The 24,674-nt window shown below is 61.3% G+C and carries 28 protein-coding genes, 1 tRNA gene and 1 pseudogene; 13 read left to right on the top strand and 17 right to left on the bottom strand.

Annotation, left to right across the window (positions count from 1 at the left end; genetic code table 11):
* Positions 1-22 precede the first annotated feature (22 nt).
* The 4 genes from VIO10_RS04785 to VIO10_RS04770 form a co-directional block, all read right to left on the bottom strand.
* Positions 23-1,213 carry an ABC transporter permease gene (locus VIO10_RS04785; protein ID WP_331960153.1) on the bottom strand — a complete coding sequence of 397 codons (1,191 nt, stop codon included), beginning with the start codon at positions 1,211-1,213 and terminating at the stop codon, positions 23-25.
* 68 nt (positions 1,214-1,281) lie between these two features.
* Complete coding sequence (locus VIO10_RS04780) at positions 1,282-2,040, bottom strand: outer membrane lipoprotein-sorting protein (RefSeq protein ID WP_331960150.1); 759 nt, start codon at positions 2,038-2,040, stop codon at positions 1,282-1,284.
* Between the two features lie 5 nt (positions 2,041-2,045).
* On the bottom strand, positions 2,046-3,023 hold the full coding sequence (locus VIO10_RS04775; protein ID WP_331960147.1) for a lysylphosphatidylglycerol synthase domain-containing protein: 978 nt from the start codon (positions 3,021-3,023) through the stop codon (positions 2,046-2,048).
* A 188-nt stretch (positions 3,024-3,211) separates the two neighbouring features.
* Positions 3,212-3,286: transfer RNA gene (locus tag VIO10_RS04770), tRNA-Gly, on the bottom strand.
* Between the two features lie 293 nt (positions 3,287-3,579).
* Here VIO10_RS04770 and VIO10_RS04765 point away from each other — a divergent pair.
* Together VIO10_RS04765 and VIO10_RS04760 are read left to right on the top strand one after the other, a co-directional pair.
* On the top strand, positions 3,580-4,044 hold the full coding sequence (locus tag VIO10_RS04765; protein ID WP_331960144.1) for a hypothetical protein: 465 nt from the start codon (positions 3,580-3,582) through the stop codon (positions 4,042-4,044).
* Positions 4,045-4,052: 8 nt separating this feature from the next.
* Positions 4,053-4,658, top strand: coding sequence for a DNA-3-methyladenine glycosylase (locus tag VIO10_RS04760; protein WP_331960141.1), 606 nt, complete (start codon positions 4,053-4,055; stop codon positions 4,656-4,658).
* Here the strand turns inward: VIO10_RS04760 and VIO10_RS04755 are convergent.
* Entirely contained in the window at positions 4,655-6,127 is a 1,473-nt protein-coding gene (locus VIO10_RS04755) for a hypothetical protein (RefSeq protein WP_331960138.1), read from the bottom strand. The two genes, VIO10_RS04760 and VIO10_RS04755, sit on opposite strands and share 4 nt — an antisense overlap.
* Positions 6,128-6,204: 77 nt before the next feature.
* Between VIO10_RS04755 and VIO10_RS04750 the strand changes: the two genes are divergently transcribed.
* The 8 genes from VIO10_RS04750 to VIO10_RS04715 all read left to right on the top strand — a co-directional run bounded on the left by VIO10_RS04750 (position 6,205) and on the right by VIO10_RS04715 (position 11,156).
* Complete coding sequence (locus tag VIO10_RS04750) at positions 6,205-7,035, top strand: SAM-dependent chlorinase/fluorinase (protein WP_331960135.1); 831 nt, start codon at positions 6,205-6,207, stop codon at positions 7,033-7,035.
* 2 nt (positions 7,036-7,037) lie between these two features.
* Complete coding sequence (locus VIO10_RS04745; RefSeq protein ID WP_331960132.1) at positions 7,038-8,120, top strand: site-2 protease family protein; 1,083 nt, start codon at positions 7,038-7,040, stop codon at positions 8,118-8,120.
* A 36-nt stretch (positions 8,121-8,156) separates the two neighbouring features.
* Positions 8,157-8,675 (top strand): cytidine/deoxycytidylate deaminase family protein, encoded by a 519-nt coding sequence (locus tag VIO10_RS04740; RefSeq protein WP_331960130.1) that lies wholly within the window; start codon positions 8,157-8,159, stop codon positions 8,673-8,675.
* Positions 8,676-8,725: 50 nt separating this feature from the next.
* A complete protein-coding gene (locus VIO10_RS04735; protein ID WP_331960127.1) occupies positions 8,726-9,211 on the top strand; it encodes an HIT family protein in 486 nt (161 codons plus the stop codon).
* A gap of 184 nt (positions 9,212-9,395) precedes the next feature.
* Positions 9,396-9,518, top strand: coding sequence for a hypothetical protein (locus VIO10_RS04730; protein WP_331960124.1), 123 nt, complete (start codon positions 9,396-9,398; stop codon positions 9,516-9,518).
* 81 nt (positions 9,519-9,599) lie between these two features.
* Entirely contained in the window at positions 9,600-9,995 is a 396-nt protein-coding gene (locus tag VIO10_RS04725) for a thioesterase family protein (RefSeq protein ID WP_331960121.1), read from the top strand.
* 19 nt (positions 9,996-10,014) lie between these two features.
* Positions 10,015-10,896 (top strand): FAS1-like dehydratase domain-containing protein, encoded by an 882-nt coding sequence (locus VIO10_RS04720; RefSeq protein WP_331960118.1) that lies wholly within the window; start codon positions 10,015-10,017, stop codon positions 10,894-10,896.
* 29 nt (positions 10,897-10,925) lie between these two features.
* Entirely contained in the window at positions 10,926-11,156 is a 231-nt protein-coding gene (locus VIO10_RS04715) for a hypothetical protein (protein ID WP_331960115.1), read from the top strand.
* A 73-nt stretch (positions 11,157-11,229) separates the two neighbouring features.
* Here the strand turns inward: VIO10_RS04715 and VIO10_RS04710 are convergent, their stop codons facing one another.
* The 11 genes from VIO10_RS04710 to VIO10_RS04660 form a co-directional block, all read right to left on the bottom strand.
* Entirely contained in the window at positions 11,230-12,111 is an 882-nt protein-coding gene (locus tag VIO10_RS04710) for a carbonic anhydrase (protein ID WP_331960112.1), read from the bottom strand.
* 68 nt (positions 12,112-12,179) lie between these two features.
* A complete protein-coding gene (locus tag VIO10_RS04705) occupies positions 12,180-13,502 on the bottom strand; it encodes an aminopeptidase P N-terminal domain-containing protein (RefSeq protein ID WP_331960109.1) in 1,323 nt (440 codons plus the stop codon).
* A gap of 52 nt (positions 13,503-13,554) precedes the next feature.
* Complete coding sequence (locus VIO10_RS04700) at positions 13,555-14,397, bottom strand: SMP-30/gluconolactonase/LRE family protein (RefSeq protein ID WP_331960106.1); 843 nt, start codon at positions 14,395-14,397, stop codon at positions 13,555-13,557.
* 14 nt (positions 14,398-14,411) lie between these two features.
* On the bottom strand, positions 14,412-15,656 hold the full coding sequence (locus VIO10_RS04695) for a CoA transferase (protein ID WP_331960103.1): 1,245 nt from the start codon (positions 15,654-15,656) through the stop codon (positions 14,412-14,414).
* Positions 15,657-15,658: 2 nt separating this feature from the next.
* Complete coding sequence (locus VIO10_RS04690; protein ID WP_331960100.1) at positions 15,659-16,864, bottom strand: CoA transferase; 1,206 nt, start codon at positions 16,862-16,864, stop codon at positions 15,659-15,661.
* Between the two features lie 31 nt (positions 16,865-16,895).
* Positions 16,896-17,168, bottom strand: a complete 273-nt coding sequence (locus VIO10_RS04685; protein ID WP_331960097.1) for a YciI family protein — start codon at positions 17,166-17,168, stop codon at positions 16,896-16,898.
* Between the two features lie 104 nt (positions 17,169-17,272).
* Complete coding sequence (locus tag VIO10_RS04680; protein WP_331960094.1) at positions 17,273-17,659, bottom strand: DoxX family membrane protein; 387 nt, start codon at positions 17,657-17,659, stop codon at positions 17,273-17,275.
* Positions 17,660-18,492: 833 nt separating this feature from the next.
* Positions 18,493-19,542: a 1,9-bis(guanidino)-5-aza-nonane synthase gene (locus tag VIO10_RS04675; protein WP_331960091.1), complete on the bottom strand. Its 1,050-nt coding sequence runs from the start codon at positions 19,540-19,542 to the stop codon at positions 18,493-18,495.
* A gap of 58 nt (positions 19,543-19,600) precedes the next feature.
* Positions 19,601-20,392 (bottom strand): energy-coupling factor transporter transmembrane component T, encoded by a 792-nt coding sequence (locus VIO10_RS04670; RefSeq protein WP_331960088.1) that lies wholly within the window; start codon positions 20,390-20,392, stop codon positions 19,601-19,603.
* Positions 20,392-22,137 carry an energy-coupling factor transporter ATPase gene (locus VIO10_RS04665; protein ID WP_331960085.1) on the bottom strand — a complete coding sequence of 582 codons (1,746 nt, stop codon included), beginning with the start codon at positions 22,135-22,137 and terminating at the stop codon, positions 20,392-20,394. The genes VIO10_RS04670 and VIO10_RS04665 overlap by 1 nt, the downstream gene beginning before the upstream one ends.
* Positions 22,134-22,919, bottom strand: coding sequence for a QueT transporter family protein (locus VIO10_RS04660; protein WP_331960082.1), 786 nt, complete (start codon positions 22,917-22,919; stop codon positions 22,134-22,136). Before VIO10_RS04660 ends, VIO10_RS04665 begins: the two co-directional genes overlap by 4 nt.
* Before the next feature lie 53 nt (positions 22,920-22,972).
* On the opposite strand from VIO10_RS04660, the gene VIO10_RS04655 reads away from it, so the two are divergent.
* The 3 genes and pseudogenes from VIO10_RS04655 to VIO10_RS04650 all read left to right on the top strand — a co-directional run bounded on the left by VIO10_RS04655 (position 22,973) and on the right by VIO10_RS04650 (position 24,151).
* On the top strand, positions 22,973-23,746 hold the full coding sequence (locus VIO10_RS04655) for a TatD family hydrolase (RefSeq protein WP_331960079.1): 774 nt from the start codon (positions 22,973-22,975) through the stop codon (positions 23,744-23,746).
* A 48-nt stretch (positions 23,747-23,794) separates the two neighbouring features.
* Positions 23,795-23,932: pseudogene (locus tag VIO10_RS16190) on the top strand (FmdB family zinc ribbon protein); the annotation flags it as partial.
* 24 nt (positions 23,933-23,956) lie between these two features.
* Positions 23,957-24,151, top strand: a complete 195-nt coding sequence (locus VIO10_RS04650; RefSeq protein WP_331960076.1) for a hypothetical protein — start codon at positions 23,957-23,959, stop codon at positions 24,149-24,151.
* Between the two features lie 21 nt (positions 24,152-24,172).
* On the opposite strand, the gene ispF is transcribed toward VIO10_RS04650, so the two are convergent.
* The gene (ispF, locus tag VIO10_RS04645) at positions 24,173-24,658 is read right to left on the bottom strand and encodes a 2-C-methyl-D-erythritol 2,4-cyclodiphosphate synthase (RefSeq protein WP_331960073.1); all 486 of its coding nucleotides are present in this window, start codon (positions 24,656-24,658) and stop codon (positions 24,173-24,175) included.
* Positions 24,659-24,674 lie beyond the last annotated feature (16 nt).

The following is a 24,674-nucleotide window of genomic DNA, read 5'->3' as shown; positions in this document are numbered from 1 at the left end:
AGAAGAAAAACACTTCTCACCGTTAAACCTTACGAATCGCTTCCGTCGGCCGAAAATGAGCAGCTCGCCAGGCGGGATAGAGCGCAGATACCAGAGCTGTGACGGCCAGCCCGAGTGCCGCTTGCCCATAGGCGGGAAAATCCTGCCGGCCATACCAGAGGCGCCCCACCACTACTCCTGCCAAAGAGATTACTCCGCCGGTGGCGCCACCCAAATCCAGACCGTGCACCTGCAAATACCAGAGGACCGGGACGCCAAGCGCGCCTCCCACAACCAGGCTCGCCACCGCCAACCCGCCAGCCTCTGTCAGGATCAAAACAATCACCTGACCTGGGCGCATTCCTAAAGCCATGAGCATGCCCAGTTCACGCGTCCGCTCAAACACCGCCATTAGCATGGTGTTCATGACACCGATCACCGCCAACAGGAAGAAAATGAAAAAGAGAACAAAGGTGATGCCGTGATTGAACTGCACGTAATTGGCCAGCTCCGGCGCCAGCTCAGGCCACGCCATTACCCGTACGGGAAGAGTTTTATCCAGTTGAAGCTCAAGTGCGGCAGCCACGGTAGTAGCCGCCGTTATGTCATTCAGCTTGATACCAACTTCATGAATCCTCGCCGGTGCCAGGTGCAAAAGGTCCTGTAGAGAAGACAGAGACATGAGAACCAAACCCCGATCCACAGCATCAAGACCACTGCAGAAAGTCCCCACGACTGTGTACACGTCGTTGCCCATCGAACCATCGGCAGCCTGCGTCAGCAAAACGATTTCCGAGCCCACGCCTATGCCAATCGTGCTCGCGAGCTTATCTCCTATCACTACCCCCTTTGGCATCCGCGCAGTCAGGTAACTACCTTTTACTACCTGCCTATTTAGAATAGTAACCTTCGGTTCCTCATCCGGAACGATTCCCATTAGCTCAACTCCAGCGGAGCGATGGGCCGCACTTAGCAAGCCGTATCCGTAGACTCTGGGCGCCGCAGCATAAACCCGGCGATCTGAAATGACGGCTGCCAGCAAAGCGCTGACATCTGTCCCTTGCCTCCCGCCCAGGGTCTTCTGAATAGAACGGCTGGGGTAGTAATCGGGAGCATGCACCTGAATCTGGGACATGACAAGACAAGTACCGTTCTCGATCATCTGCCATCTCAGGCCGGTCATCAGGCACGCAACGAACAGTAGCATGACATAGCCAAACGCTATGGCGGCCATCGTAATGAAAGTACGCCGACGATTGCGCCACAGATTGCGCCACGCGAGCTGTAGAAGCCGTGCGCTCATCACTTCAAGTTGGGCAGCGAAAACGTCCCTTCGTTGATCGGCACATCGAACGCGATGTCTTCGTACTCGATCGTCGTCTGCGCACCAGCCTTGCCCGTGGACCGCATGACGAGTCGCGTAGGAATAAGCCTGCCGCTCATTGACTTGTAATCAGAAAAGGTAAGCTCTCGGACCAACTGCCCGTCCTCATCATAGAAACCCTGCCATGTGGGCACGGCGTCGGCATTGCGAATCTGCAAAATAATCTTCCCCCACACCACCGCGGCATCCGGCTTCGGTGTCAAAGTATATTCATCGACCGCGACTCCGCCGCGCTTTCCTTTGAAGAAGGTACTGATGGAGTAATCGCGTGTCAGGAAAGTTTCCTTTACCAGGTCATCAATAGTGAAGTCGCTTCCCATCCATGAATTCATTGCCATTGAAGGCGGAATTTTAACCGTGCGATTCGACTTAGGAAGATAATACCAGATGTCGCTGCCTTCTTTCAGGATGGCGGTGCCTGCTTCGTCTTGAGGACTGGTGATGCAGACAAGAATCTTTTCTCCCAGCGACCAGATCTTCATCGAGATATCGCGTTGCCCATCTTCATTGGTGATCTGCATTTTCACCGTAGCGATGCTGGACTTGCTGCTAAAGAGACGCGCTACCCGTTCCACAGTCTGTCGCATCTGTTGCTCGTCAGCAGCATGAGACATCAAAGCCACACTCGACAATGCCAGCCCTAGAAACATGGCGACGCTTCTCTTCTGCCAACGCATGAAAGTCATAGCTGCCCAACCTCGCGCTTGGTCACTAATTCGCTTTCGACCTCGACTGCTTCTTCCACAAGCGGTGCACCCATGGCCAGTCCCATCGGTATACGGACCGCGAGGTTGAAGGCGGTCACGGCCAGGGACAGCGCAAACAAATCGTCCTTGCTGGCAAACCGGGCAAACGCCAGGGTGAAGACCAACTGAGTCGTTCCGATTCCACCTGGTGAGAAGGGCGAATTCCCAATCGCCACAATGAATGGCGTCAGGGCCAACGTCTGCATGAGCGGGACCCCGATATGAAAGCTGACGAACTGTCCGTAGAGCGCGAAGGCCGCTCCCAGAACGATTAGAAACCTGATGGCGAAGAGCTTGATGTAATGCGACGGCCGCGCCATGCGGAAACTCGCCATCGAGGGCCGTTCGTGGATCCATCGGAGCCAGTTGCCGGTCCGGAGCCGCGCTCCCCATAAGAGCCAGAACGAAGCGATGAGACAGCCCGCGCCCAGCACGCCTGCGGCGTAGTTGAGACCCAGCCGAATCGGTGACGTCGGCACGAGAGCGATCGCCAAGAGCGTCAATGCGGCCAGCAGCAGGGCATCCAGGTAGCCTTGAAACAGCAAGGTGCATCCGCCCATTATCCAGGGCACACGCTTGCGTGCATGCAGAAAAAGCACAAACGCACCGCTTGCGACATAGGAGTTCACAATCTGAAGGAAATAGACGGCGGCCATGGTCGGAAGCAGTTCGACCGCTCTGGTCGGACCGTGAAAATAACTGAACAAGCGGGAATACAAGACTGTCTCGCCGATAAACCAGCATAGAAAGCCGCCCAGGCTGGCGATGAGAAAAATCCACACCGTGGCGTGACTTCCGGCGCCGGCCACCTGCCTCCAGGAGACGCCGCGTGCAGCGTAGCATACGATTGCGGCCGCTATCGCGTAGGCTACGAGGTTTTGCACCACCGTTTTGCGCACCGGATCGCCACTCACTCAGATGACAGTAGTGTACGCATCGTGGAACCTCCAATATAGGCTGTTCGTCGCAAGCGTGCCGTGACGCGATCAGCCGGTTCGACTCGTGCAGCCGCTTGTAAAAACTCTACGACGTTTCGTAGCATGATGCCCTGAAGGCTCGACTCGGAGATAGTCATTGACCATATGGTTCTCAAAAAAATTGATGGAGCGGGCGACCGGGGTCGAACCGGCGACGTCCAGCTTGGGAAGCTGGCATTCTACCACTGAATTACACCCGCTCTTATGCGAGTCTAGGTACTGGCCTGCAGACTGTCAATTGAATCCGCCATGGACTCCTCGCGACCATCGACAGCGAATACAAGCGCTCTTCGCCATTGACTTCGTTGCCCCTGATCGAGCAAACCTCTCAGGTATGATTTCCCGCTTTTCAACCGGCCCAGCGCGCGTATCTCAACGTACCCTGCATGGAGCCGTTCTTTCGCTCATCGTGGGATGCCTGACTTTCGCGTCTGCCGGATGCTTCCATTCTGCGGCCAAACCCGCTCCCCCAAATTCCGCGGTTGAGCAACAAATGGCGGCCTACGCCGAACAGCAGACCGCGCTTCGAAGAGAGGCGAGCCTTCCCAGCGAAGAACCGCGGGAACATTGCGATCAACTTGCCATGGCCACGCCCGGTGTCGAAGAGCTTCGAAATAACCACGGCTCCATCCAGAGCCGCCAATGGACGCTCGTCGCAAATGGCTCCGCGCCGCGGTGGGCTTTCGTGAGAGCCAAGGATGGCCCGCCTGACGGCTGGGCGCCGAAGCCGGGAATCGCCAAGCTTGATTTCCAACCGCCCCTCGAGCCTGCTCTCACGGCCGGATCCAGCCACTTCCTCGCCTACGCTCCGGTCGATTCCGCCAGCTTCGAGGAGAGCCGGAAATCTGCCACCGTCAGGGAGGTTTTCGGCGCCGCGCAAGGCCGCTTTACGTGGCGCGGACGAAGGTACAGTTACACTCTGACCTCCGAATTGCCCTGCTTTCCACTGCTACAGTAAAAGTCGCGATGACTGAATCGCGAAGGCTGCCGCGCGAATTTTACGCCCGCCCCGTCCTGGTCGTGGCCCGCGAATGCATCGGCAAAGTCCTCGTCCATCGCACTGCCCAGGGCGTGGCGGCCGGCCGAATCGTAGAGGCCGAGGCCTATCGCGGCCCCCTCGATCTTGCAGCGCATAGCGCGCGCGGTCTGACCAGGCGAACCGCCGCCATGTACGGGCCGCCGGGCTACGCATACGTATTTCTGCTCTACGGAATCAGCTGGGCGATGAACCTGGTGACTACCGCCGACGGCGAACCGCACGCAGTACTGATTAGAGCGATCGAACCGATGCGAGGTATCGATTTGATGGCGCGGCGGCGGCGCAAACCGCCGGATTCTCGTGAACTGACTAATGGCCCCGGCAAATTGACTAATGCACTGGCTATTACCGGCGCCGACTATGGTCGGGATTTGTGCGCTGGATGGCTATATCTAGAGCACTCCCAACTTCCGGTCGGGAGAATCGGCCGGTCGCCAAGGATCAACGTCGATTACGCCGGCCATTGGGCCTCGAGGCGATGGCGCTTTTATGAACGCGGCAACCGTTACGTCTCGGTCGCGCCGCGCGATTAGCTGGCCGGAGCATTCTGCACGCCCGCCTCAGGCCGCGATACTACGATCACATTCTTGAACCTCGCCACGACCACCGGATACTCCCGGCGAATCTCGGCGACCTGTGCAGGCGGCGCGGTCGGCGAAATGATCGCCACTCGCGGCGCTTCGCTCTCAGCTCCGTGGAAAGGGATTCGAACTATTTGCAGATTGTCCCACTGCGCCGCAGAAACGTAGTAGCTAACGAGATAGTAATCGTGAGAAGCGCCGACGCGGCGGTCCACACCCGCTTTAGTCAGTGCCACCTGACATGCATCGCGCCAGCGGTGGTCTCCCGGCCTCAGATCCGACGACACTCGCAGTATAGAGAGACTTACTATGGCGATGGTTGCGGCCGCACGGTAGTTTCGCGACGGTAAAGACTCAATCCCTATTGCAGTGAGTATAAACACCGGAACGAACGAGGATATCAGGAAGCGCGTGACGAGCATCGGAGTAACCAGATACGACCCCGCGAACAGAATAATCGGCGGCAGCCCGATCCAGAGCAGGATCAACACCGCCTCATTTCGATGCGAACGCCAAAGCCGAATCCCGCCCATGATCGCGAACAGCGCAAACAGCGGGAACGGCCAGCTGCCAAGTCCGCTCTCGAACGTCGCGAATGGCTCCCATGGCCCCGGCGGCTTGATCCAGTCGTAATCGCCCCGCTTCACGCCTTCGACTCCATATCGCAAGCCGGCAAAAAAGGGCAGCAGCAACATCATCGCGGCAACGAGTGCGGCCCCCATCAGCCATGGCGCCGCGCTTCGCACGCCTGCGTCACTTCGCGCATCGGCATCAACCAGCAACAGGTAGATCAGCCACAGCGCCTCCGCCGCCATCACCAGCACCGCGGTAAAGTTGGTGGCCACTGCAATCGCTGAAAAAATCGTAAGACCGGCGTAGTTCTCCAGTCCTCCCAGCCGCCGCGCGCGGAACAGGAAAATCACCTGCGCGAGAATCCATGCCTGCATCATTGAATACATTCTCGCCTGACGGGCAATTTCGACCGACGGAAGCCCGACCGCAAAAATCAGCGCGCACAACGCCGACACCATGTAGATGCCACCCTTGCCGCTGTCGTCCGATCGTGTGGGCGTGACCGCCGACAGCACTTCCACCGTGAGGATGAATACCAACACAATCGACAGCGAACCGATTAGCGCTGGCAGCGCCCGCATCGCCGCCTCGCTTTCACCGAACACCCGCATCCATCCGTGTTGCGCAAGTTCGTAAATCGGGAACTTGCCCGAATCCAGCCGATGCTGTACCCGCAACACGTCCGTCACGCTTGGCGCTGCCGACTCGGCCCACGAAAGCGACTCGTCAATCGACAACTCGCGCGCGCCAAGGCGAAAAAACCGCAGCATCGTGCCCACCGCGACGGCCATCAGCAGCACTGCCCCAGCCTGTTCTCGCCAGCCGCCCGGCACAAAATTACGTTTCATTGACCTGTTAGATGCGCGAGGGGACTCGACTTCGGGAAATTGCGCGACGCCGCTGTTTCGCGGTCTACTATCCCGTGATGCCGACGCTCGCGCGAAGCCCTTTCCCGATCGCAATCATAACCGACTTCGGCTATCGCGACCATTATGCCGGTGCGATGAAGGGCGTCATTGCGTCGATCGCTCCCGGCGCAGCCGTGATCGACATCACTCATGGCATTCCCGCACAATCCGTCGTCGCCGGAGCGATCGCTTTGCGCCAGAGCTGGCGCTACTTCCCTGCGCGTACGGTATTCCTTGCGGTTGTCGATCCTGGAGTCGGCACCGCGCGCGCGCCAATTGCAATCGAGACTTCTGCCGGCGCACGCTTCGTCGGACCCGATAACGGCCTGCTGTGGCTCGCCGCGAGCCAGGCTGGAATCAGGCGAATCGTGAAACTGGCTTCGCCCCGCCATCGTCTTACCAACGTGAGTGCCACCTTCCATGGCCGCGACATCTTCGCGCCTGCCGCGGCGTATCTCTGGCGCGGCACCCCGATTTCCGCGCTGGGGCCCGCACTCCGCTCGATCGTGCAGCTCGATCTGCCGCGTCCCGTGGATTCGGCGCGCGAGTTGCGCGGTGAAGTGATCTATGTGGACGGCTTCGGCAATCTGGTAAGCAATATCGATCGCCAGGCGGCCGAACAGTTCGGCTCTCGCTTTCGCCACAAATCCCTTTCCGTTAGGATCAAACGCGGCGCGGCGATGCGATTACTTAATGCTTATGCTGACGCGCCCAAAGGTGCTCCTCTCGCAACATTCGGAAGCCTTGGCCTGCTCGAAGTCGCGGTTCGCGACGGCAACGCTGCCGCGCACTTCGCCGCTGGACCTGGCTCATCGGTGTCGCTGGCCGCGGCCGCAGGCCGCACTTAATCATGGATGAAATAGCCGCACACAAGGACGCTCCCACGGTCCTTACCAGTATTCCGCGCCACACCGCTGCGGTGGAACCGGCCGCGCGCTCGCTCGAGCCTCGGCGAATCCCGCCGCTCAACATCGCTCTGTTCTTGCTGACTCTGCTGACCACCACCACCGCCGGCGCGTACATGAATGGCGAGGAGGTCTCCTTCGCGCATCCGTTTCTCGCCGTTGCGGCGCTGCGCTCGGGACTCTCGTTCTCGATTCCCCTGATGATGATTCTCCTCGCGCATGAGATGGGACACTACCTGACCTCGCGCTACCACGGCGTCGATGCCTCCCTGCCTTATTTTATCCCGGCGCCGCCGTCCCCCTTCATCATCGGGACCTTTGGCGCATTCATCCGGATGCGAGCGCCTGCGCGCACTCGCCGCGTGATGTTCGACATTGGCGCCGCCGGCCCGTGGGCGGGTGTGATGCTCGCGATACCCGCCGTCATCATCGGCCTGTATCTTTCCGACGTGACGCCGCTGGACAAATCTGCCGGCGGTCTCGAGCTGGGCAACTCGCTCCTGTTTCTCGGTCTCTCGCGCCTGGTGCTGGGCGTCGATCCTTCGACCGTCAACGTGAACCTCAATCCGATCGCATTCGCGGGATGGCTCGGGCTGTTCGTCACCACGCTGAACCTGTTGCCGGTCGGACAGCTCGACGGCGGCCATGTGATCTACGCGCTGTTCCCGCGCCGTCATCGCACGATCTCGGTGCTGTTCGTTATCTCGTGCGTGCTGATGGTACTGGTGCCGCTTGCGCTCGGGCTGAATTTCTGGGGCGGATGGCTGCTGTGGGCTGTCCTGTCGGTCGCGCTCGGATTGGGGCATCCGTCCACCATCGATCGCGACACCCCGCTGAACCCACGCCGCGCTCTGGCGGCATGGCTTACCGTCGCGCTGTTCATCGTCACCTTCAGCCCGGTGCCTCTCGCTTTCGTGCAACCCGAGGCGCCTTTGCAGCCGCAGCAGGATGAACACTCTCAGGAAATAATCCATCACGTGCCGCACTACGACGAGATGCTGCGCCGTCTCGGTTGCGTCCGAATCTGAGCGGCATTTGATCGATCTGGATCGAGGTGAACCGCATTGGGATTGACCGACGGCTCGAACAAACCGACTCCCGAGACCAGGCCCCGCCGCCCGAGCTGGGACAATTACTTCATGACGATCACGCGCGAGGTCGCGGAGCGATCGACCTGCCTGCGCGCCAAGGTCGGCGCCGTAATCGTGCGCGACCGCAGCATCCTGGCGACCGGCTACAACGGCTCGCCGGCAGGATTGCCGCATTGCACCGAGGCCGGATGCCTCATCTACGAATCGCGCACGCCCGACGGAGAAATCGAGCAGAATTGCTATCGCACCATCCACGCCGAGATCAACGCGATCTCGCAAGCGGCGCGCAACGGCGTCGCGATTCGCGACGCCGACATTTACGTCACTCACACGCCGTGCATCCATTGCCTCAAGGTGCTGATCAACACCGGTGTGCGCACCGTGTACTACGCGCGCCCGTACAAGCTCCACACCATCGCCGAGATGCTTAAGCACGCCAGCATCAAACTCGTCGAGGTCCCCGCCGACAATCCTGTCACAGGCGCCGCATGACGTCCGACCGCCCTGCCCCAACAACGAAGCCCGCTTGCGGTATCTGCACGATGATCGATCGAATCAAGTCCGATCAAATCAAGTGCGATGAAATCAAGTCCGATCGGATCAAGGCCGGCAGCTTCCCCGATTTTATTGCGGAGCTGAACAGTTCCTACGTGATCCTCGGCGATCAGCAGCTCTATCGCGGCTATTGCGTGCTGCTCGCAAAGATCCACGCGACCGAACTTTACCTCATGCCCGCCGACGCCGCCCGCCTGCTCTGCGACGAGATGCGCCTAGTCGCGCACGCCATCGCCGCGGTCGTCAAGCCGTGGAAGATGAACTACGAATGCCTGGGCAATTCGGAGCCGCACGTGCATTGGCATCTGTTGCCACGCTACGAAACCGACGAAATGCGGCGCGGACCAATCTGGCTGCGCCCCGAGACCGAACGAAAGGTAATCCTTGACGAAAATGACCGCCGCGCGCTTATTGGATCGATCCGCAGCCAGCTTGCCGCCCGCTTTCACGACGCGCGCATCCCGCCCGGCTAGGAATCCAGCGTCGCCAACGAAAACGCAAATACCGCGCGCCGCCCTCGCACTCTCGTTCTTCGCGATCCTCATTTCAGGATGCAGGGCTCCGCTCCCCGACGCGGCCAGTCCCGCCGCGCAGCTCTACGCCCGTCGATGCGACAATTGCCACAAGCCGTACAATCCCCATGGAATGACGTCGGCGATGTGGGACACCAAGGTCCCGCTGATGGAAACGAAGATTCGAGCCGCCGGGATGCCGCCGCTTACTCCCGACGAGCGCGCGTCGATCCTCAAATACGTCGAACGCTACGCCGGCACCGATTAACTATACCGCGCGATTGTTCCAATTCCCCGCGTGGTGCTAAATCCTCAGCCACGGTGATCGCATGGCCGGCGAATCAAGTCGATGAAACCAATTCCAATCGGAACCACGGGAACTTACGCCAGGACCGTTGCGCCCACCGACCTCGCCAGTCAGCTCGACGCGTCGCTCGCCGCCGTCATGTCCACGCCGGCGATGGTCGCGATGATGGAGCTGGCCGCGATGGATGCCATCCGGCCGTTTCTCGATGCGGGCGAAAGTTCGGTCGGCATGTCGATCGAAGTACATCACAGCGCCGCGACGCCGCCGGGGCATCGCGTTCGCGCCAAAGCTGAAGTGACCAAAGTCGAAGGCCGGCGCCTCGATTTTTCCGTGCGCGCCTTCGACGAAGTCGAGCAAGTCGGCTCCGGGACGCATCGGCGCGCCGTACTTGACGCCGCCAAGTTCAACGATCGGATCAAAGCCAAGCGGAAAAATTAGCTGCGCGCAGGACACGACAATGACCAACGAAATTTTCGACCGCAACGAGGTGTACGTGGGCCGTGACTTCGGCGCCGTGACCGCCGACATCACCCCCGATCTGGTCGCGACCTACATCGCCGGCACCGGCGACGACAATCCATGGTACCGCGGCCCCTCTCCGCTCGGCGGCCCCATCGCGCCTGCGCTGATTCTCCACAGCGCGGTTTACCAAACGCTCCAATGGTATCTGCCGAACATTTACGGCAATCTGCACGCGCGCCAGGAATGGGAGGTGTTCGCGCCCGTGATGGTCGGCGAGCGGCTCACGACTCGCTCCGTCATCATCGACCGCTATCTCAAGCGCGACCGCGAATACGTGGTCAACGAAGTGCTCGTCAGCAACGCGTCGGGACAAATCGTATCGCGCAGCCGCACCCATCAGAGCTTCCTGCTCCCCGAACAGGCCAAACAGGGTTTCGTCGTCGATCGCGCGCGCGAAAAAGATTCGTCACGTTCATTCAAAATCGGCGAGCGCGGCGGCGATCCGATCGGCGCTCCGATGCGCACGATCACCGACGACATGTGCATGGCCTTCTCGGGACCGGCGCGCAACTATCACAACGACAAGCAAAAGGCCGTCGAGCTGGGATTCCCGGAAATTGTCGTGCAGGGGATGCTCTCGGTCTGCCTGGTGGCCGAAATGATGACGCGGCGTTTCGGCCTTGGCTTCCTGTACGGCGGCAAGATGGATCTGCGGCTGGTCAACGTGCTGTGGGGCAATGACGTCACCGGGCCGAAAGGATTGATCGTTGAACGGCGGCCCGAGGGGATACGCTCACGCGCCGAAGTGGAAGCCTGGTGCGACAAGGCCGATGGAACCAAGACCGTAGTCGGCAGCGCCAGCGCGATCGAACTGTAATGCCCGCGCGCTCGCGCCGTTGTTCAATCGTGAGCGCGAAAATCTTTCTTCTCGCCGCCGCCGCGGCGTCGCTGTTCGCCGCGGGATGCGCGAATCGATGCGACTACGCGCAGACCAAATGCCAGTACCAATGCAATCGCAATTACCAGGTATGCGAACTACATGGTAACGACGAATTCTATTGCCGAAACGAAATAGGCAATTGCGTGTCGTCCTGCGAGGCCGACCGCAGCAGTTGTCATTCGTGGCTATGGTATTAATCGCGAATTCCGCGATGGTCTCGGTCTGACCGGCAACACCGATGCGCTCGACCTATCCGGCAGCGTCGCCTCGCTACTGAGTCAGACCCGCGGTCGCGCCGACCGTATAGGTCAGAACCGTAACCAGCTGGGTGCCGAGGTCATAAACTCCTCCGGCGACCAGGAGTGTGCCCGCATTGACTTGACTTCTGAACTGCCTTCGCAGCCGGTCGACAGTGATGAGCACATTCTGGTTGGTGGCGAGCGGGATCACTAGCGCTGGATCGTTCGGGTTGCCGCCATTCTTCTTGACGATAGCTCTGGCCTGTTTGACCGCCGGAAAGATCAGATTCACAAATTGCAGGCTATGATTCTTCGGAAAGCTATTAACCGCGGTTGTCACCGCACCACAGACAGAGTGGCCAAGCACGAACAAAACCGGAGTCTCCAGATTGTTCGTGCCGTAAAGCAGGCTGTCGATCAATCTACCGCTCGCCGTATTGCCTGCCACGCGCGCCACAAACAAATCGCCCAGACCCTGATCAAAGATCAGCTCAGGCGGAACTCGTGAGTCCGAGCAGGAAAGGATCGATGCGAACGGAGTCTGGTGGTGATTCGCAAGACACACGCGACGGTCCGTATCTTCGCCCGGGTGCTCCTGGTCTCCCAACGCCCACCGCGCGTTGCCATCGATCAAAGCTGTCAGCGCTGTGGCAGGAGTCCTGGGGGCCTCAGGGTTGCAGACTTCGTCAGCCGCCAGCACCTCGTCGCGCCGGATCATTGGCGAGACTGCGGTCGTCAGGACGCTTAGTGCGCCGAGCCGTAACAGCCCCCGCCTGCTAATCGAATAAGGGCTCGTGGTTGTCATCAATCGTCCTTTAGGTTCGCTTTCGTCCGGGATTTTCATTTGAACCAGAATTTCCATTTTTGACTTTGCAAGTTTACGATTGCTACCCAATAGCCACGCCAGCGTCAACTCGGCGCCAGTCCGGCGGTTGTGGTCCGCTCGCAGCACTTGTCATTCGTGGTGTGAGTATTGAATGACTATTGCGCCGTGGTGAGCGCTTCGATGTCCGCAATCGACTTCGGCGTCGCCGCGGTCATCACTTCGCGGCCGTCTGGCGTCACCAGCACGTCGTCCTCGATTCGAATCCCTATTCCGCGGAAACTTTCCGGAACGTCCTCGTCGTCCTGACAGATGTACAACCCCGGCTCGACCGTAAGCACCATCCCGGGTTCGAGCACTCGCGACGCGCCGTTCACCCGGTACAGCCCCACGTCATGCACGTCCATGCCGAGCCAGTGACCCGTGCGATGCATGTAATAGCGCTGATAGGCGCCCTTCTCGATTATCTCTTCGGCCGATCCATGCAGGATTCCGAGCTGACGCATGCCATCAACCAGCACGCGCAGAGCAACTTCGTGCGGATGGTCGAAATGGGCGCCCGGTTTGATTGCGTCGATCGCCTTGAGCTGCGCGTCGAGCACGATTTCGTACAGGCTGCGCTGCAAGCCCGTGAAGCGCGCCCCGATCGGCGACGTGCGCGTGATATCCGCGGCATAAAAGTCGTACTCCGCACCCGCGTCGATCAGCAGCAGCTCGCCGGTGCGCATCTCGCGATCGTTGTTGATGTAGTGCAGCGTCGCCGCGTTGGGTCCCGACGCGACGATCGACGGATAGCTCGGACCCGTCGCCCCATTGGAGCGAAACGCGTAATCGATCTCCGCCTCTATCTGCCACTCGCCCGTTCCGCCGCGCGCCTTCATCATCGCGCGCTTGTGCGCGTCGGCCGAAATCGCCATCGCGCGCCGCATCGCCTCGAGCTCCGCCGGCTCCTTCTTTACCCGCGCCTCGTGAATAATGTCGCGCGGATCGATTATCGACGACGGCCCCACTCCGGTTCGCGGCCGCATCGTGTGCGCCCATCGAATCAGTTTCAGCACCCGCTCATCCATCTTCTCGTTCAGTCCGAGCGGGTAATGCACGCGTTCAGTCTTTTCGAGGTAGCGCGGCAGAATCTTTTCAAGTTCGTCGATGACGTAGGCCTTGTCCGCCCCGTACTCGACGATCGCGCCCTCGACTCCCGCGCGCCTGCCTGTCCACGTCTCGCGCTCCTTGTCGCGCGGGCGCACGAACATCACGAACTCGCCGTCCGGATGCCCCGGCGAAAGCACCGCCACTGATTCCGGCTCCGCGAATCCTGTCAGGTAGTAGAAGTCGCTGTCTTGCCGATAAACGAACTCGACATCGCCCGATCGCACCGCCACCGGCATGCTCGGCATGATCGCGGTTGCGCCCGGCGCGATCGCCTCCAGCATCCGCTTGCGCCGCGCGCGAAAATTGTCGTGGTTCCCGCTAAGCGCCATCGCAATTCATTACGCCACGCAGGCCGGCCTCACGCCAGCCCTCTGCATGCGCTCACGGCAAGCCGGCTCGCGGCACTTCCACTTGCGTGATTTCGATTTTTCCGCCCCGCGTCGCGCGGCATTTCTCCGGATCGGAACTCGGCGCCGTCGCCACAAACAGCGTCCGCCCGCCTGGGCCGCCGAGCATGCATGCGAACGCGTCCGTCTCCACCTTGATCCGCTCGGCGACCTCGCCGCCCTGCCGCACCCGAATGACTTCCGACTTCGTCGGACACGCCACCCAGATTGCATTCTCCGCGTCCAGGCAAATTCCATCGGGCGGACTGGTTCCCAACTCGGCCCACACGCGCCGATTCGTCAGCGATCCGTCCGCGCCGATATCGAACGCCGTCAAGCGGGCGGCGAATGACTCGCCGGCGACGAGCGTCCTTCCGTCCCGCGTGATCACCATCCCGTTCGGGAACATCAATTCCTCGGCCACGATACGCGCGACGCCGTCCGGAGCGACCATCACCAGCGTGGTCCCGCGCGGCTGCGCGCCCGCGTGCAGATCGAATCCAAAGTTGCCGACGTAGGCGCGCCCTCGCGCATCGACCACCATATCGTTGCAATCAAATGGCGCCAGCATGCTCAAATCAGCGGCCATCTTCAGCCCGTCGCGATCGAGACGCATCAGCTTGCGATCCCTCATCGACACCACGAGCATCCGTCCATCCGGCAACCATCCAAGTCCCGACGGCCGCGCCGGCGCCTCGCAGACGACTTCGCGCTTGCCCGCCATATCGACCGCGAGCACCTGATGCGCGTGCATGTCGGAGAAAAACAATTTCCCGCTGTGCCATCGCGGCCCTTCAGGAAACGCAAGCCCGTCGATTAAAACTTTCAGCGTCCGCATCGTGGTTCTGAACCTCAGTCCAGCGCGCCCTTCGTGCGCATCGCTTCGACTTCCGCCGCGCTGTAGTCGAGCAATCCCGTCATCACCTCATCGGTATGCTGCCCCAGCACGGGCGCCGCCGTCTTGATTTCGCACGGCGTGCCGCTCATCCGCCACGGGATTCCGCAATGCTGGCGTTTGCCGACCAAGGGGTGCTCGCGATAGACGAAGTAGCCGCGCTCATTGAGCTGCGGATCCTCGGAAAGGTACTTGGCATCGGCGCAGGCTCCGGCCGCGACTCCAGCCGCTTGCAGAGCCGTCACGACATCCGCGACTTTGCGCGTCGCCGTCCACTGAGTGACTATTGCTTCGAGTGCGTCTTCGTTGAGCTTGCGCGCGGCAAGCGTGGCGAACCGCGAGTCGCTGGCCAGCTCGGGTTTGCCCATCGCACGCGCCAGCCGCGCCCATTCGGCGTCGTCGGCGCATACGATCGACACCCATTGATCGACGATCTGGTCGAGGATTTTCTCCGGCAGATCGAGGCACTTGAAATTCCCGTGCGGCGCCATCTGCGGATCGCGATTGCCATTTCGCTCGGGCTCGCGCCCGTTCATCGTGTACTCGAGAAGCCCCTCCGCCAGCAGGTCGATCGCGCATTCCCACTGGCTCATGTCGATATATTGTCCCTCGCCGGTTTTCGCGCGATGGAACAGCGCGCTTATCACCGCGAAGGCGCCATGCACTCCCGCGTTGGGATCGGCGTAGCTGAAGCCGGCGTGCATCGGCGGAAATCCCCTATACCCCGTCAGCGCCGACAGCCCCGACAACGGCACCTGCGCCGGCCCGTACGACACGTAATGGCTCTCCGGTCCCGTGTCGCCGTAGCCCGACAGAGTAATCATAACTACATTCGGATTGACCTTCTTGACCGCCTCGTAGCCGAAACCCATCTTGTCGATAACGCCCGCCGCGAAGTTGTTGATCACCACGTCGCTCTGCTTGATCAGGCGCCACGCCGCTTCCCTGGCCTCGGGATGCTTGAAATTCAACGACAGCGATTTCTTGCCCTGGTTGTATTGATTGAAGTAGCCGGACTTGTTGATGCTGTCGAACACGCCGTCGGGCCACGGCGGCAGCATCCGCGTCACGCATGGCCGCGTCTTGGTCTCGATCCTGATCACTTCGGCGCCAAGATGAGCCAGTTGCAGGGTGCAGTATGGTCCCGCCCACACCCAGGTAAAATCGCAAACTCGAATATCCGACAGAGGAGGCTTCGCCATCGCTAAATCACACCTTTGCGCTTGAGTTCGTCGAGCCGCGCCGGCGAAAGCCCAAGCTGTGTCTTGAATACTTCCGCATTATGCTGCCCCAGCGTCGGCGCCGGCCGCCGAATTGCCCACGGCGTGCGCGCGTACTTCAGTGGCGCGCCCGGATACGTGTGCGTGCCCGCCACCGGCTGCGCGATCTCGGCGAAAAATCCGCGCGCCTTGAGATGCTCCGAGTTGATCAGATCGCCCATCGTCGATACCGGCGCGAACGGCACCCGCCTGGCCTGCGCCTTCTTATACAAATCCTGCACGGTCTGCTGGGCGACCCATGGTTCAAGCAACACTTTGAGCGCGTCCCAGTTCACCGCGCGCACCAGCCGATCCTTGAAAATCTCCTCTTCGGCCCATTCGGGATTGCCCATGATCTCCACGAAGTTGCGCCACTGATGCTCTTCGATGCAGCACAGAAAGATGTAGCCGTCTTTGCACTGCATCGGCGCGACCGGCGCCAGCGGCTTTTGCCCCCACCGCGTCGACAGCATTTTCATATACGGCCAGTATTCGAACGTCATCTCGAGCATCGAGGCGACCGATTCCTGCAGCGAGACCTCGACATGCTGCCCCGTGCCGCCGCGAAGCTGCGCGAACGCCGCCGCGATGGTCGCGGTCGCGCCATGCGCTCCGCCCTGGTATCCCGCCTGCTGTCCCGCGGTTTTCAGCGGCGGCAACTGCGGAAACTGCGGGGCGCCGTTGAGCACGCACACGCCGCCCGCGCACCAGGTTGTCAAATCCTCGGCGCGATAGTTGCGATACGGACCCGTCAGTCCGAACGGCACGATCGACGTCATGATCAACTTCGGATTCGCGCGGCGCATCCGCTCGTAGCTGAGCCCGACCCGATCCATCTCGGGCGGCGTGACGTTGTGAATCAGGATGTCGGCATCCGCCACCAGCTTCTCCAGGATCTCGAAGCCCTCGGGCTGCGTGACGTCGAGCGTGACGCCGCGTTTGTTGGTGTTGAGATAGAGGAACAGTCCGCTTTTCTCGGGATGCGCGACATCGCCGGGAAACGGTCCGCGCGTGCGCGCGCGATCACCGGCGCCGGGCCGTTCGATCTTGACGACCTCGGCGCCCATGTCCGCCAGCAGCTTGCTGCAATACGGCGCCGATACCATCTCGCCCACTTCAACTATCTTTAAACTGGATAACGCTCCCGCCATTGATACTCCGTCGATAAGAGATTGCTAAATTCTACTCCGGGAAAACCTGCCGGAACGGCTTCACCTCAACCCGCTCAAACACGCCGCCGGTCGTGTACGGATCGCTATTGGCAAAGGCGATCGCTTCCGCCTCGCTCTCCATATCCACGATGATAAGACTGCCGCTGCCGTCGGTGAATGGCCCTGCGATCTTCACCTTGCCGGCCCGATCCAGCGGCCGCAGATTGTCGAGATGAGCCGGCCTTACCCGCGGCCTCAGCGCAGCGCCGCCGGGTCCGTCATGGCCGATAATCACGAACAGCATCGCATCGTCCTTCTGAAGAAGTACGCCGAAATTAGCCCGTGATAATTAGCACGGCGCGGCTGCGCGGGCAAAATCAGCCGCAACCGGCGCGCGCGGCAATTCGATCAGGGACGGGAGGCGGGGCCGAACAACGGCGCGAACGCCGCGCGATAATGCCATGCCAGGATCGCCTCGAGCGCAGCCATCACCAGCGCCATCGGCAACATCGCCGGTGAGAGAAACAAGTGGAACGCGACGATGTTCACCAGCACGGGAGCCAGAATCACCAGCGCAAACGGCACCGCCACGCCCAGCACAAGCAGCGCTCCTCCTAGAACCTGGGTCCCGGAAATCAGCGCGAACATGTAGTGCGTCTGCCAAAGCGCGCCGAAGAACGCAGCCGCAGGCGGCGGTTCCGGAGGATTCGGCATGAAATGCAGCAGCCCGTTCAAACCGAAGACCAGGAACACCAGGCCCAAGAGAATACGAGCGACGATAACTACGATCCTCATCACCATTTCCTCCTGAATCACCCTGGCTAAGAGCCGGGGGCGCGCGGCAATCTCTTCGAGATCGTCAGGTTTCTCCAACGCCGTGTGAAATAAGCGGCGAGGGAGTTCTCCCAAGCACTCAAACTGCAGTCAGCATCGCAAACGTCATTGCTATGCGGCTGAATGCAATCTTACTCTTACATCGAACCCCTCATCACGAGAACTAATGGAGATATCATTGTGAGACACTCATTGAAAACTGCAGCTCTGTCTTTTGGGATCGCGGTGCTGTTCGGAACCGTAGCCGTCGGCTTCGCTCAAAGCACTGACACGACAAGCTCGACGAGCCAGACCACGACTTCGGCGCCGGCCCCGGGGGTCGTCGCGGTAGTCCCGGCCCCGGTAATGGTAGCACCTGCCCCAGTAGTCGTGGTGCCGGCCCCGGTAGTCGTGGCGCCAGCAACAACCAGCGAACACTCATCGTCATCTTCGAGTTCGAACGAGGGCTCGCCCGGTAGCAGCTCAAGTGAGCATACCTCGAACAGTAGTACCAGCAACTACTAGCAAGGTATCTCGCCTGCGGAGCGGCAGACCTGTTCGATGCGAATTAACGTCGCGTCGGGGCTGCCGCTCTGAGTGATCCCACTCTTCCCCTTTACTTGTTCTAACAGGGCGAAGCCCGCGTCTTTGTTTTAATACCGGGTGCAGGGGTCACCCATAGCGTAGTCGCGAAAAGATGCGCTGCGCAGATTTTCGCGTCTTCTCACTGCGGGTGCAGGGGCCGCAGCCCATGCCCAAGGAAGTGTGAAACCCACGGTGGGTTTCACATTCAATAAAGTGATCTACCCTTCCCGTTATATCGGGTCCTTATCCAGCGCCGAGCTCCACTTGCGCGAGGTGCGCCCTTCCCATCCGCGCTTGTGATACGCGTAGCCCACGATAAGCGGCACCGCGATCGTCGCCTCGCAATACACCATCTGCTCGTAAGTCGTATCGACCTTGCCCCAACTGCTGGCCTCTTTGAGCGTGCTGCCCGAGAGCGCGCCATCGCGCACGTCGGCCACGGTGATCTGAACCGCGTACTTATGCATCGGCACGTCATGCCCCAGCACCTCGGCAGCGACCACGATATCCTGTGCAAAATTTTTCGGCACGCCGCCGCCGATCATGAACAGGCCCGTCGTTTCGTTCTTCACTTTGAGCCGCGTCAGCTCGTAAAAATCCTTGGCGCTGTCGAGCGAGACCTTGGGTTTCCCGTGCCGCGCCGCCTGATGCGCCACCAGCCCGAAGCCCGCCGAGCAGTCGCTGAAGGCAGGACAGAAAATCGGCACCTCCTCGCGATACGCCTCGAGCACGATGCTGGCGCCGGTCTTCGCGCCCGTCTCGGCCAGGTACTTGCCCATCTCGCCGACAAATTCGCGCGACGAATACGGCCGCGGGTCGAGGCGGTCGGCGATTTTCCGGGTGGTCTCGTCGCACACGCGCAGTTCGTCTTCGTCGATAAGCGTGTCGTAGATGCGATCGATATGCAGTCCGCGCAGCTGGTCGTCGTCGAGCCCGTACTTGAAGCGGTCCTCGGCCATCCAATGCCTGAAACCGAGCGCCTCGAAGAAGTCCTGATCGACGATGTTGGCGCCGCTGCTCACGATCGCATCGACCATGTGATTGCGAATCATGTCGGCGAAGACCCGCTTCAGTCCGGCGCTGATCAGCGAACCCGCCAGGCACAGGATTATGCCGCAGTCGCGATCGCGCAGCATCCGATCGTAAATCGTCGCCGCGCGATGCAGGTCGCGGGCGCTGTATGCCATCTGCCCCATCGCCTCGACGATCGGCACGACGCTTTCGCGCGTGATATCGACGTGTTCGATCGGTTTTTTCAGAAATTCTGATTTGGCACTCATTACCGTTCCTCGCGATGTCGATTTACTCGCCGATAGTAAACAGCGGCCGGGTAGTACGCTACTTCAGCGGACCGATTCCGCCCAGCCCCGTCCAGTAGAGCATGAAGTATAGCGCACCGAGTCCGATCAGAAACGCGAACGCCGCGATATCCGCGGGCGTCACCTGGTACTCGATAAACGTCGTCGGCTCGTGGCTGAATCCGAAGCCGCGCGCTTCCAGAGCCATCGCCATGTTATTGGCCTTGCGCAGCGCGCCCATAAAAACCGGAATCACCACCGGCACGTAGCGCCGCACGCGCTCGATCGGTCCGCCCTGGTTGAAATCGTAGCCGCGCAGCCGCTGCGCATCGACGATCGTCACGGCCGAGTCGATAAACAACGGAACCAACCGGAATGAGAGCGAGATGGCGAAGCCGACGCGATACGGCACCCGCATCCGTTGCAGTCCGTAGGTGAACTCCTCGATCTTGGTGGTCGAAAGAAACAGCACCGACGCCGCCAGCAGCTCCGCCAGCTTGATCCCGCGCCCGACGCCAAATACCAGCGACAACCTGCTGACGTGAAAAATCGGCACATTCACCAGCACCGCACCGCGCCGGTAGAAAACCATCCACGCAATCGTCGTGGTGAAAACCAGAATCGCGAACAGCCATCGCAGACGGTAGAAGTTCGGCCACGAATCGGTAAGCTGCGCGACCCACAGCATCAACACTCCGATCGGAATCAGCAGCGCGATCGGATTGTCCACCCAGTACACCGACCAGAACATGACGAACAGCGCAAACACCTTGACCGTCGGGTGCAGCCGATGAACGAACGTGCCGCGATCGATGTACAGATAAATCGGCATCAGGCGCGCCCCCTGGCCCACGCGACGAATTCGCCGGTCGTCAGCGCCAGCGTGCCGAAGCGGCGGCCGAGCTCGGTGATCTCCGGCGCCCGGAATGACGACGAGCGCAGCAGTTCGTCCTGCATGAAAAACTCGCGCACGCCGCCGTCGAAAATCTTGGCGCCTTTGCGCAGCAGCACCACGCGCCGCGCATACTCCGCGACCAGCCACGGCGTATGGGTGATGATCACGATCGCGATTCCGGCGCGGTTGAGATCCCGCACCAGCGCCATCATCCGAAGCTGCTCGCGATGGTCCAGCCCGGTGGTCGGTTCGTCGAGAATCAGCATCCGCGGCCTGAGCACCAGCACGCTCGCAACCGCCAGGCGCTGGCGCTCGCCCTTGCTGAGCAGGAACGGGTCGCTCCCGCGCTCGTTTTGAAGGCCGACCGCCTCGAGCGCTTCATCGCATCGGCGCCGAATCTCGCCGTCCGCCAGGCCGAAGTTGCGCGGGCCGAACGCGACTTCCTCCTGAACCGTGGCGGCGAAAATCTGATGGTCCGGATTCTGGAAAACGTACGCGACTTCGCGCGCCGTCTCGGCCGGCCGCATCTGCGCGCGATCCTTGCCTTCGATTATCACGCGGCCCGTCGCCGGCTGGAGCAGACCGACAATTTGCTTGGCCAGCGTGGTTTTGCCGGAGCCGTTCTGCCCGACGATCGCGATGAAGTCGCCGGCTTCGACTCTGAGATCGATCGAATCGAGCACGCGCGGCCCGTCCCCGTAGCTGAAGCTCACATCCTCGATTGCCATAAACGCGGAGCCGATCGAGGCGTTTTCGGCAGTCGCCGGAGGTTCGGGTGCGCGGGGATCGGGGATGTTGCCAACAAAAGTTGCGGCCAGACGCGGGTAGGCGCGCACGATCGCGTCGTAAGCCTGCTCGACGCTTTGCGCTTGTGCGTCGATTCCGAGCAGTTTGAGTGCGTGGCTCAGTCCGGGCGGACGCACGCCGCATTCCCTGAGCAGGTCGGTGCGCGCAAAGACCTCGGCAGGCGGACCGTCCGCGGCGATTTCCCCCTCGCGCAATATCATTATCCGATCGGCGGCGCGCAGCTCCTCGGACTCGTGCTCGATTACGATCAGGCTCAAGCCTTGCGCGCGCAGCCGGGCGATCAACTCGAACACTTCCGCCCTGCCCTCGGGATCGAGATCGGTGGTCGGCTCGTCGAGCACGATAACCGACGGTCGCAACGCCAGCACCGACGCGATCGCCAGCCGCTGCTTCTCGCCGCCCGACAGCGACATGGGATCGCGATGCTCGAAGCCGCGCAGTCCAACCGCCTCCAGCGCGGGAATGATTCGCCGGTCCATCTCGGCGCGCTCCATGCCGACCTGTTCCATCGCGAACGCGACTTCATGCGCGACGTTGGTCGAAAACAATTGCGACTCGAAATCCTGGAAGACCATGCCCACCTTCGGCGCGACGTCGCAGACGCGAAGATGCTCGAGCGGCTCGCCTGCGATTTCGATCGCGCCGCGAAAATCGCCGTCCTCGAACTCCGGGATGATGCGATTGAGGCATTTGGCGAGCGTGGACTTGCCCGCGCCCGACGCGCCCATCACGCCGATCATCTCACCGGCCGACTGCACGAAGCTCACCGCTCGAAGGGCCGGACGATCGGCGCCGTGATAGGTAAACGTGACGCCCTGGACCCGAACTGCGTGCGGGCCGCGAGTTCCTGAAACAATTGCCGCGTCGATTTTCACATCATCAACAGGCCCGCGAACGCCAACAGCAGAAACGGGCCGGCGATTATTGCGACCGGCTTATCGTACGGGGCCACAATCATCCATGCGGGCAGAAACTTTGGCTCCCAATACCCGGTCGAAAGCAAATTTCCAAAAATCCAGGCGCCGCCCTCGCCCGCTATCAGCAGCGCGAAACCGCAGGCTCGAATTCCCACCGGCTTCAGCTTCACCTCAGGCATCACGTCGGCGTAAAGCATCCGGCCCTTTTTCACCCGCGGATAAACGGCCGCGAGGATGAACGGCGAGAGCACCAGCGCCGACACCATGTTGTTGAAGATGATCACGTTGCCGAGCATCGCGAACGGCCTGATGACGAGCACGTTGTCAGCCCATCCGACCAGGTCGGCGCACAGCACGCTCGCGGCCAGGCATGCGATCGCATACTTGAGAATTCCAAGCGGCGAGCGGCTGATGGGACTTTGGCCGCGGCCGATCAATTCCCAGACTTTGTACGGAATCCAACCGTAGGCCAGGTTCGCGAAGAAGCCGAAAATGTCGCCCGGCGAGACTCCGCCGAAAAAATCGCCAATCATATTTCCGATCGCCGAACCCCAGGCGGCCGCGGGACCGAACAGGAACGAGCAGACAATCGGAATCGCGTTGGCGGGGCGCAGCTCGGTCACGCCGGGAATCAGCGGGACGACCTTGAACGGCACCAGCACTGCCGCATAGAGCGCCGCCGAGATCGCGCATAGCACGACCATCCGCGTGTTGCGCCACATCAGGCGAAGATCGCTCATCGCGCCGCGCCCGATACGATGCGCGCGCGGCGCATGCCTGCTATACGAATGAAATGATCGACAGCCACGTTCATCTCGACGCTGACCAGTACCCCGACCGTTGCGGCGCAATCAAGCGGGCGCGCGATGCGGGAGTATCGGCGATGGTCGTGCCGGGAGTCGGGCCGGCGTCGAATCGAGCTGTGATCGAACTGGCAAAGAAATATCCGCGCGTCATTTTCCCGGCATTGGGATTTCATCCCGAGCAGGCCGAACATAGCGAACATGACGCGCTCGAGGCGCTCGAGACGATCGCGCGTGAGCGCGACTCGATTTGCGCCGTCGGCGAAGTCGGACTGCCATGGTACGGCGACCGCGCGGGAGACGCGGGCGTGCGGGACGCGGCGAAGCGGACGCTCGCACGCTTTGCGAAGCTCGCGGCCGCGATGGACCTGGCGTTGATACTGCATGCGCCGCATCGATCCGCCGCCGAAGCGCTCGCGATAATTGGCGAGGCTGGAGTGACGCGCGCGGTCTTTCATTGGCATAAGTCCGACGAGCAGACCACCCGCGCGATCCTCAACGCCGGATACTTTATTTCGCTGACTCCCGAGGTCGCCTACCGGGAGCGCGACCGGGATCTCGCCCGGATGATCCCTTCGAACAGGATACTGGTCGAGACCGACGGGCCGTGGCCGTACGGCGGCCAGTTCGCGGGGCGGTTGACCGAACCGGCGATGATCAAGGATGTGGTCGCCGCGATTGCGCATCTGCGATGCACTACGTTCGAGGAAATCGCCGCGGCGACAACCGCCAACACACGCGCGCTGTTCAGGATCGCAGAGTAATTAATTGTCCGTGAAATCTGCGCTGGCAGCGGATACAATACCGTCGCCATGCCGATCTACGAATATCGATGTGAGAAGTGCCGGCGGATCACCAGTGTCTTAACGACGCGCGTCAGCGAAAAGGTTGCCGCCGTTTGCGCGCATTGCGGGGGAAAGAAAATGCGCCGCCTGATGTCGCGGTTCGCGATGCCACGCAGCGAGGAGTCGCGAATGGAGTCGCTCGGGGATCCGTCAAAGATGGGCGATGTCGACGAGAACGACCCCAAGAGTGTGGCGCGGATGATGAAGCGGATGGGCAAGGAGATGGGCGACGAGTTCAACGGCCCGGAATTCGACCAAGCGGTCGAAGAACTCGAAGGCGGTGGTGATTTGGGCGATGACGGATCGGGCGACGACGATCTCTAGCAGGACTGGGCTGCGCGCGGGCTATTCCGCTTCGAGCATCACGATCGCCGCAGCCGCCATCCCGTCGCCGCGGCCTAGCGCGCCGATTCCCTCGGGACTCGACGCTTTCACGTTGACGCGCGCTTGATCCGCGCCGAGTGCGGCGGCGAGCCGCTCGCGCATCGCGTCGAGATACGGCCCCAGCTTCGGCTGCTCGGCGAAAATCGTGAGATCGGCGTTGCCCAGCCGCCATCCGCGGCCGCCGGCGAGCTTCCAGACGGCCCCGAGCAGCGCGATCGAGTCGGCGTCTTTATAGCGGGGATCGCTGTCGGGAAAATGCCGGCCCAGGTCGCCCGCGCCGATCGCGCCGAGGATCGCGTTGGCGAGCGCATGCGCCGCGACGTCGGCGTCCGAATGGCCGCGCAGTCCCTTGTCGTGCTTGATTTCGACGCCGCCCAGCACGAGCCGGCGGCCCGCTTCGAGCGGATGAAAATCGAATCCGTTGCCTACGCGATAACGCGTCGCCATTGCTCCAACCCTCGCG

The organism is Candidatus Binatus sp., assembly GCF_036567905.1.
In the GTDB taxonomy this organism is placed as follows: Bacteria; Desulfobacterota; Binatia; order Binatales; family Binataceae; genus Binatus.
This window is presented reverse-complemented; position numbering and strand designations above follow the sequence as displayed.

Coding starts and splice junctions, on each gene's coding strand:
- VIO10_RS04785 (WP_331960153.1), bottom strand. CDS start 1,213: ATGGCCGCCATAGCGTTTGGCTATGTCATGCTACTGTTCGTTGCGTGC.
- VIO10_RS04780 (WP_331960150.1), bottom strand. CDS start 2,040: ATGCGTTGGCAGAAGAGAAGCGTCGCCATGTTTCTAGGGCTGGCATTG.
- VIO10_RS04765 (WP_331960144.1), top strand. CDS start 3,580: ATGGCGGCCTACGCCGAACAGCAGACCGCGCTTCGAAGAGAGGCGAGC.
- VIO10_RS04760 (WP_331960141.1), top strand. CDS start 4,053: ATGACTGAATCGCGAAGGCTGCCGCGCGAATTTTACGCCCGCCCCGTC.
- VIO10_RS04755 (WP_331960138.1), bottom strand. CDS start 6,127: ATGAAACGTAATTTTGTGCCGGGCGGCTGGCGAGAACAGGCTGGGGCA.
- VIO10_RS04750 (WP_331960135.1), top strand. CDS start 6,205: ATGCCGACGCTCGCGCGAAGCCCTTTCCCGATCGCAATCATAACCGAC.
- VIO10_RS04745 (WP_331960132.1), top strand. CDS start 7,038: ATGGATGAAATAGCCGCACACAAGGACGCTCCCACGGTCCTTACCAGT.
- VIO10_RS04735 (WP_331960127.1), top strand. CDS start 8,726: ATGATCGATCGAATCAAGTCCGATCAAATCAAGTGCGATGAAATCAAG.
- VIO10_RS04730 (WP_331960124.1), top strand. CDS start 9,396: ATGTGGGACACCAAGGTCCCGCTGATGGAAACGAAGATTCGAGCCGCC.
- VIO10_RS04725 (WP_331960121.1), top strand. CDS start 9,600: ATGAAACCAATTCCAATCGGAACCACGGGAACTTACGCCAGGACCGTT.
- VIO10_RS04720 (WP_331960118.1), top strand. CDS start 10,015: ATGACCAACGAAATTTTCGACCGCAACGAGGTGTACGTGGGCCGTGAC.
- VIO10_RS04705 (WP_331960109.1), bottom strand. CDS start 13,502: ATGGCGCTTAGCGGGAACCACGACAATTTTCGCGCGCGGCGCAAGCGG.
- VIO10_RS04700 (WP_331960106.1), bottom strand. CDS start 14,397: ATGCGGACGCTGAAAGTTTTAATCGACGGGCTTGCGTTTCCTGAAGGG.
- VIO10_RS04695 (WP_331960103.1), bottom strand. CDS start 15,656: ATGGCGAAGCCTCCTCTGTCGGATATTCGAGTTTGCGATTTTACCTGG.
- VIO10_RS04690 (WP_331960100.1), bottom strand. CDS start 16,864: ATGGCGGGAGCGTTATCCAGTTTAAAGATAGTTGAAGTGGGCGAGATG.
- VIO10_RS04685 (WP_331960097.1), bottom strand. CDS start 17,168: ATGCTGTTCGTGATTATCGGCCATGACGGACCCGGCGGCGCTGCGCTG.
- VIO10_RS04680 (WP_331960094.1), bottom strand. CDS start 17,659: ATGAGGATCGTAGTTATCGTCGCTCGTATTCTCTTGGGCCTGGTGTTC.
- VIO10_RS04675 (WP_331960091.1), bottom strand. CDS start 19,542: ATGAGTGCCAAATCAGAATTTCTGAAAAAACCGATCGAACACGTCGAT.
- VIO10_RS04670 (WP_331960088.1), bottom strand. CDS start 20,392: ATGCCGATTTATCTGTACATCGATCGCGGCACGTTCGTTCATCGGCTG.
- VIO10_RS04660 (WP_331960082.1), bottom strand. CDS start 22,919: ATGAGCGATCTTCGCCTGATGTGGCGCAACACGCGGATGGTCGTGCTA.
- VIO10_RS04655 (WP_331960079.1), top strand. CDS start 22,973: ATGATCGACAGCCACGTTCATCTCGACGCTGACCAGTACCCCGACCGT.
- VIO10_RS04650 (WP_331960076.1), top strand. CDS start 23,957: ATGGAGTCGCTCGGGGATCCGTCAAAGATGGGCGATGTCGACGAGAAC.
- ispF (WP_331960073.1), bottom strand. CDS start 24,658: ATGGCGACGCGTTATCGCGTAGGCAACGGATTCGATTTTCATCCGCTC.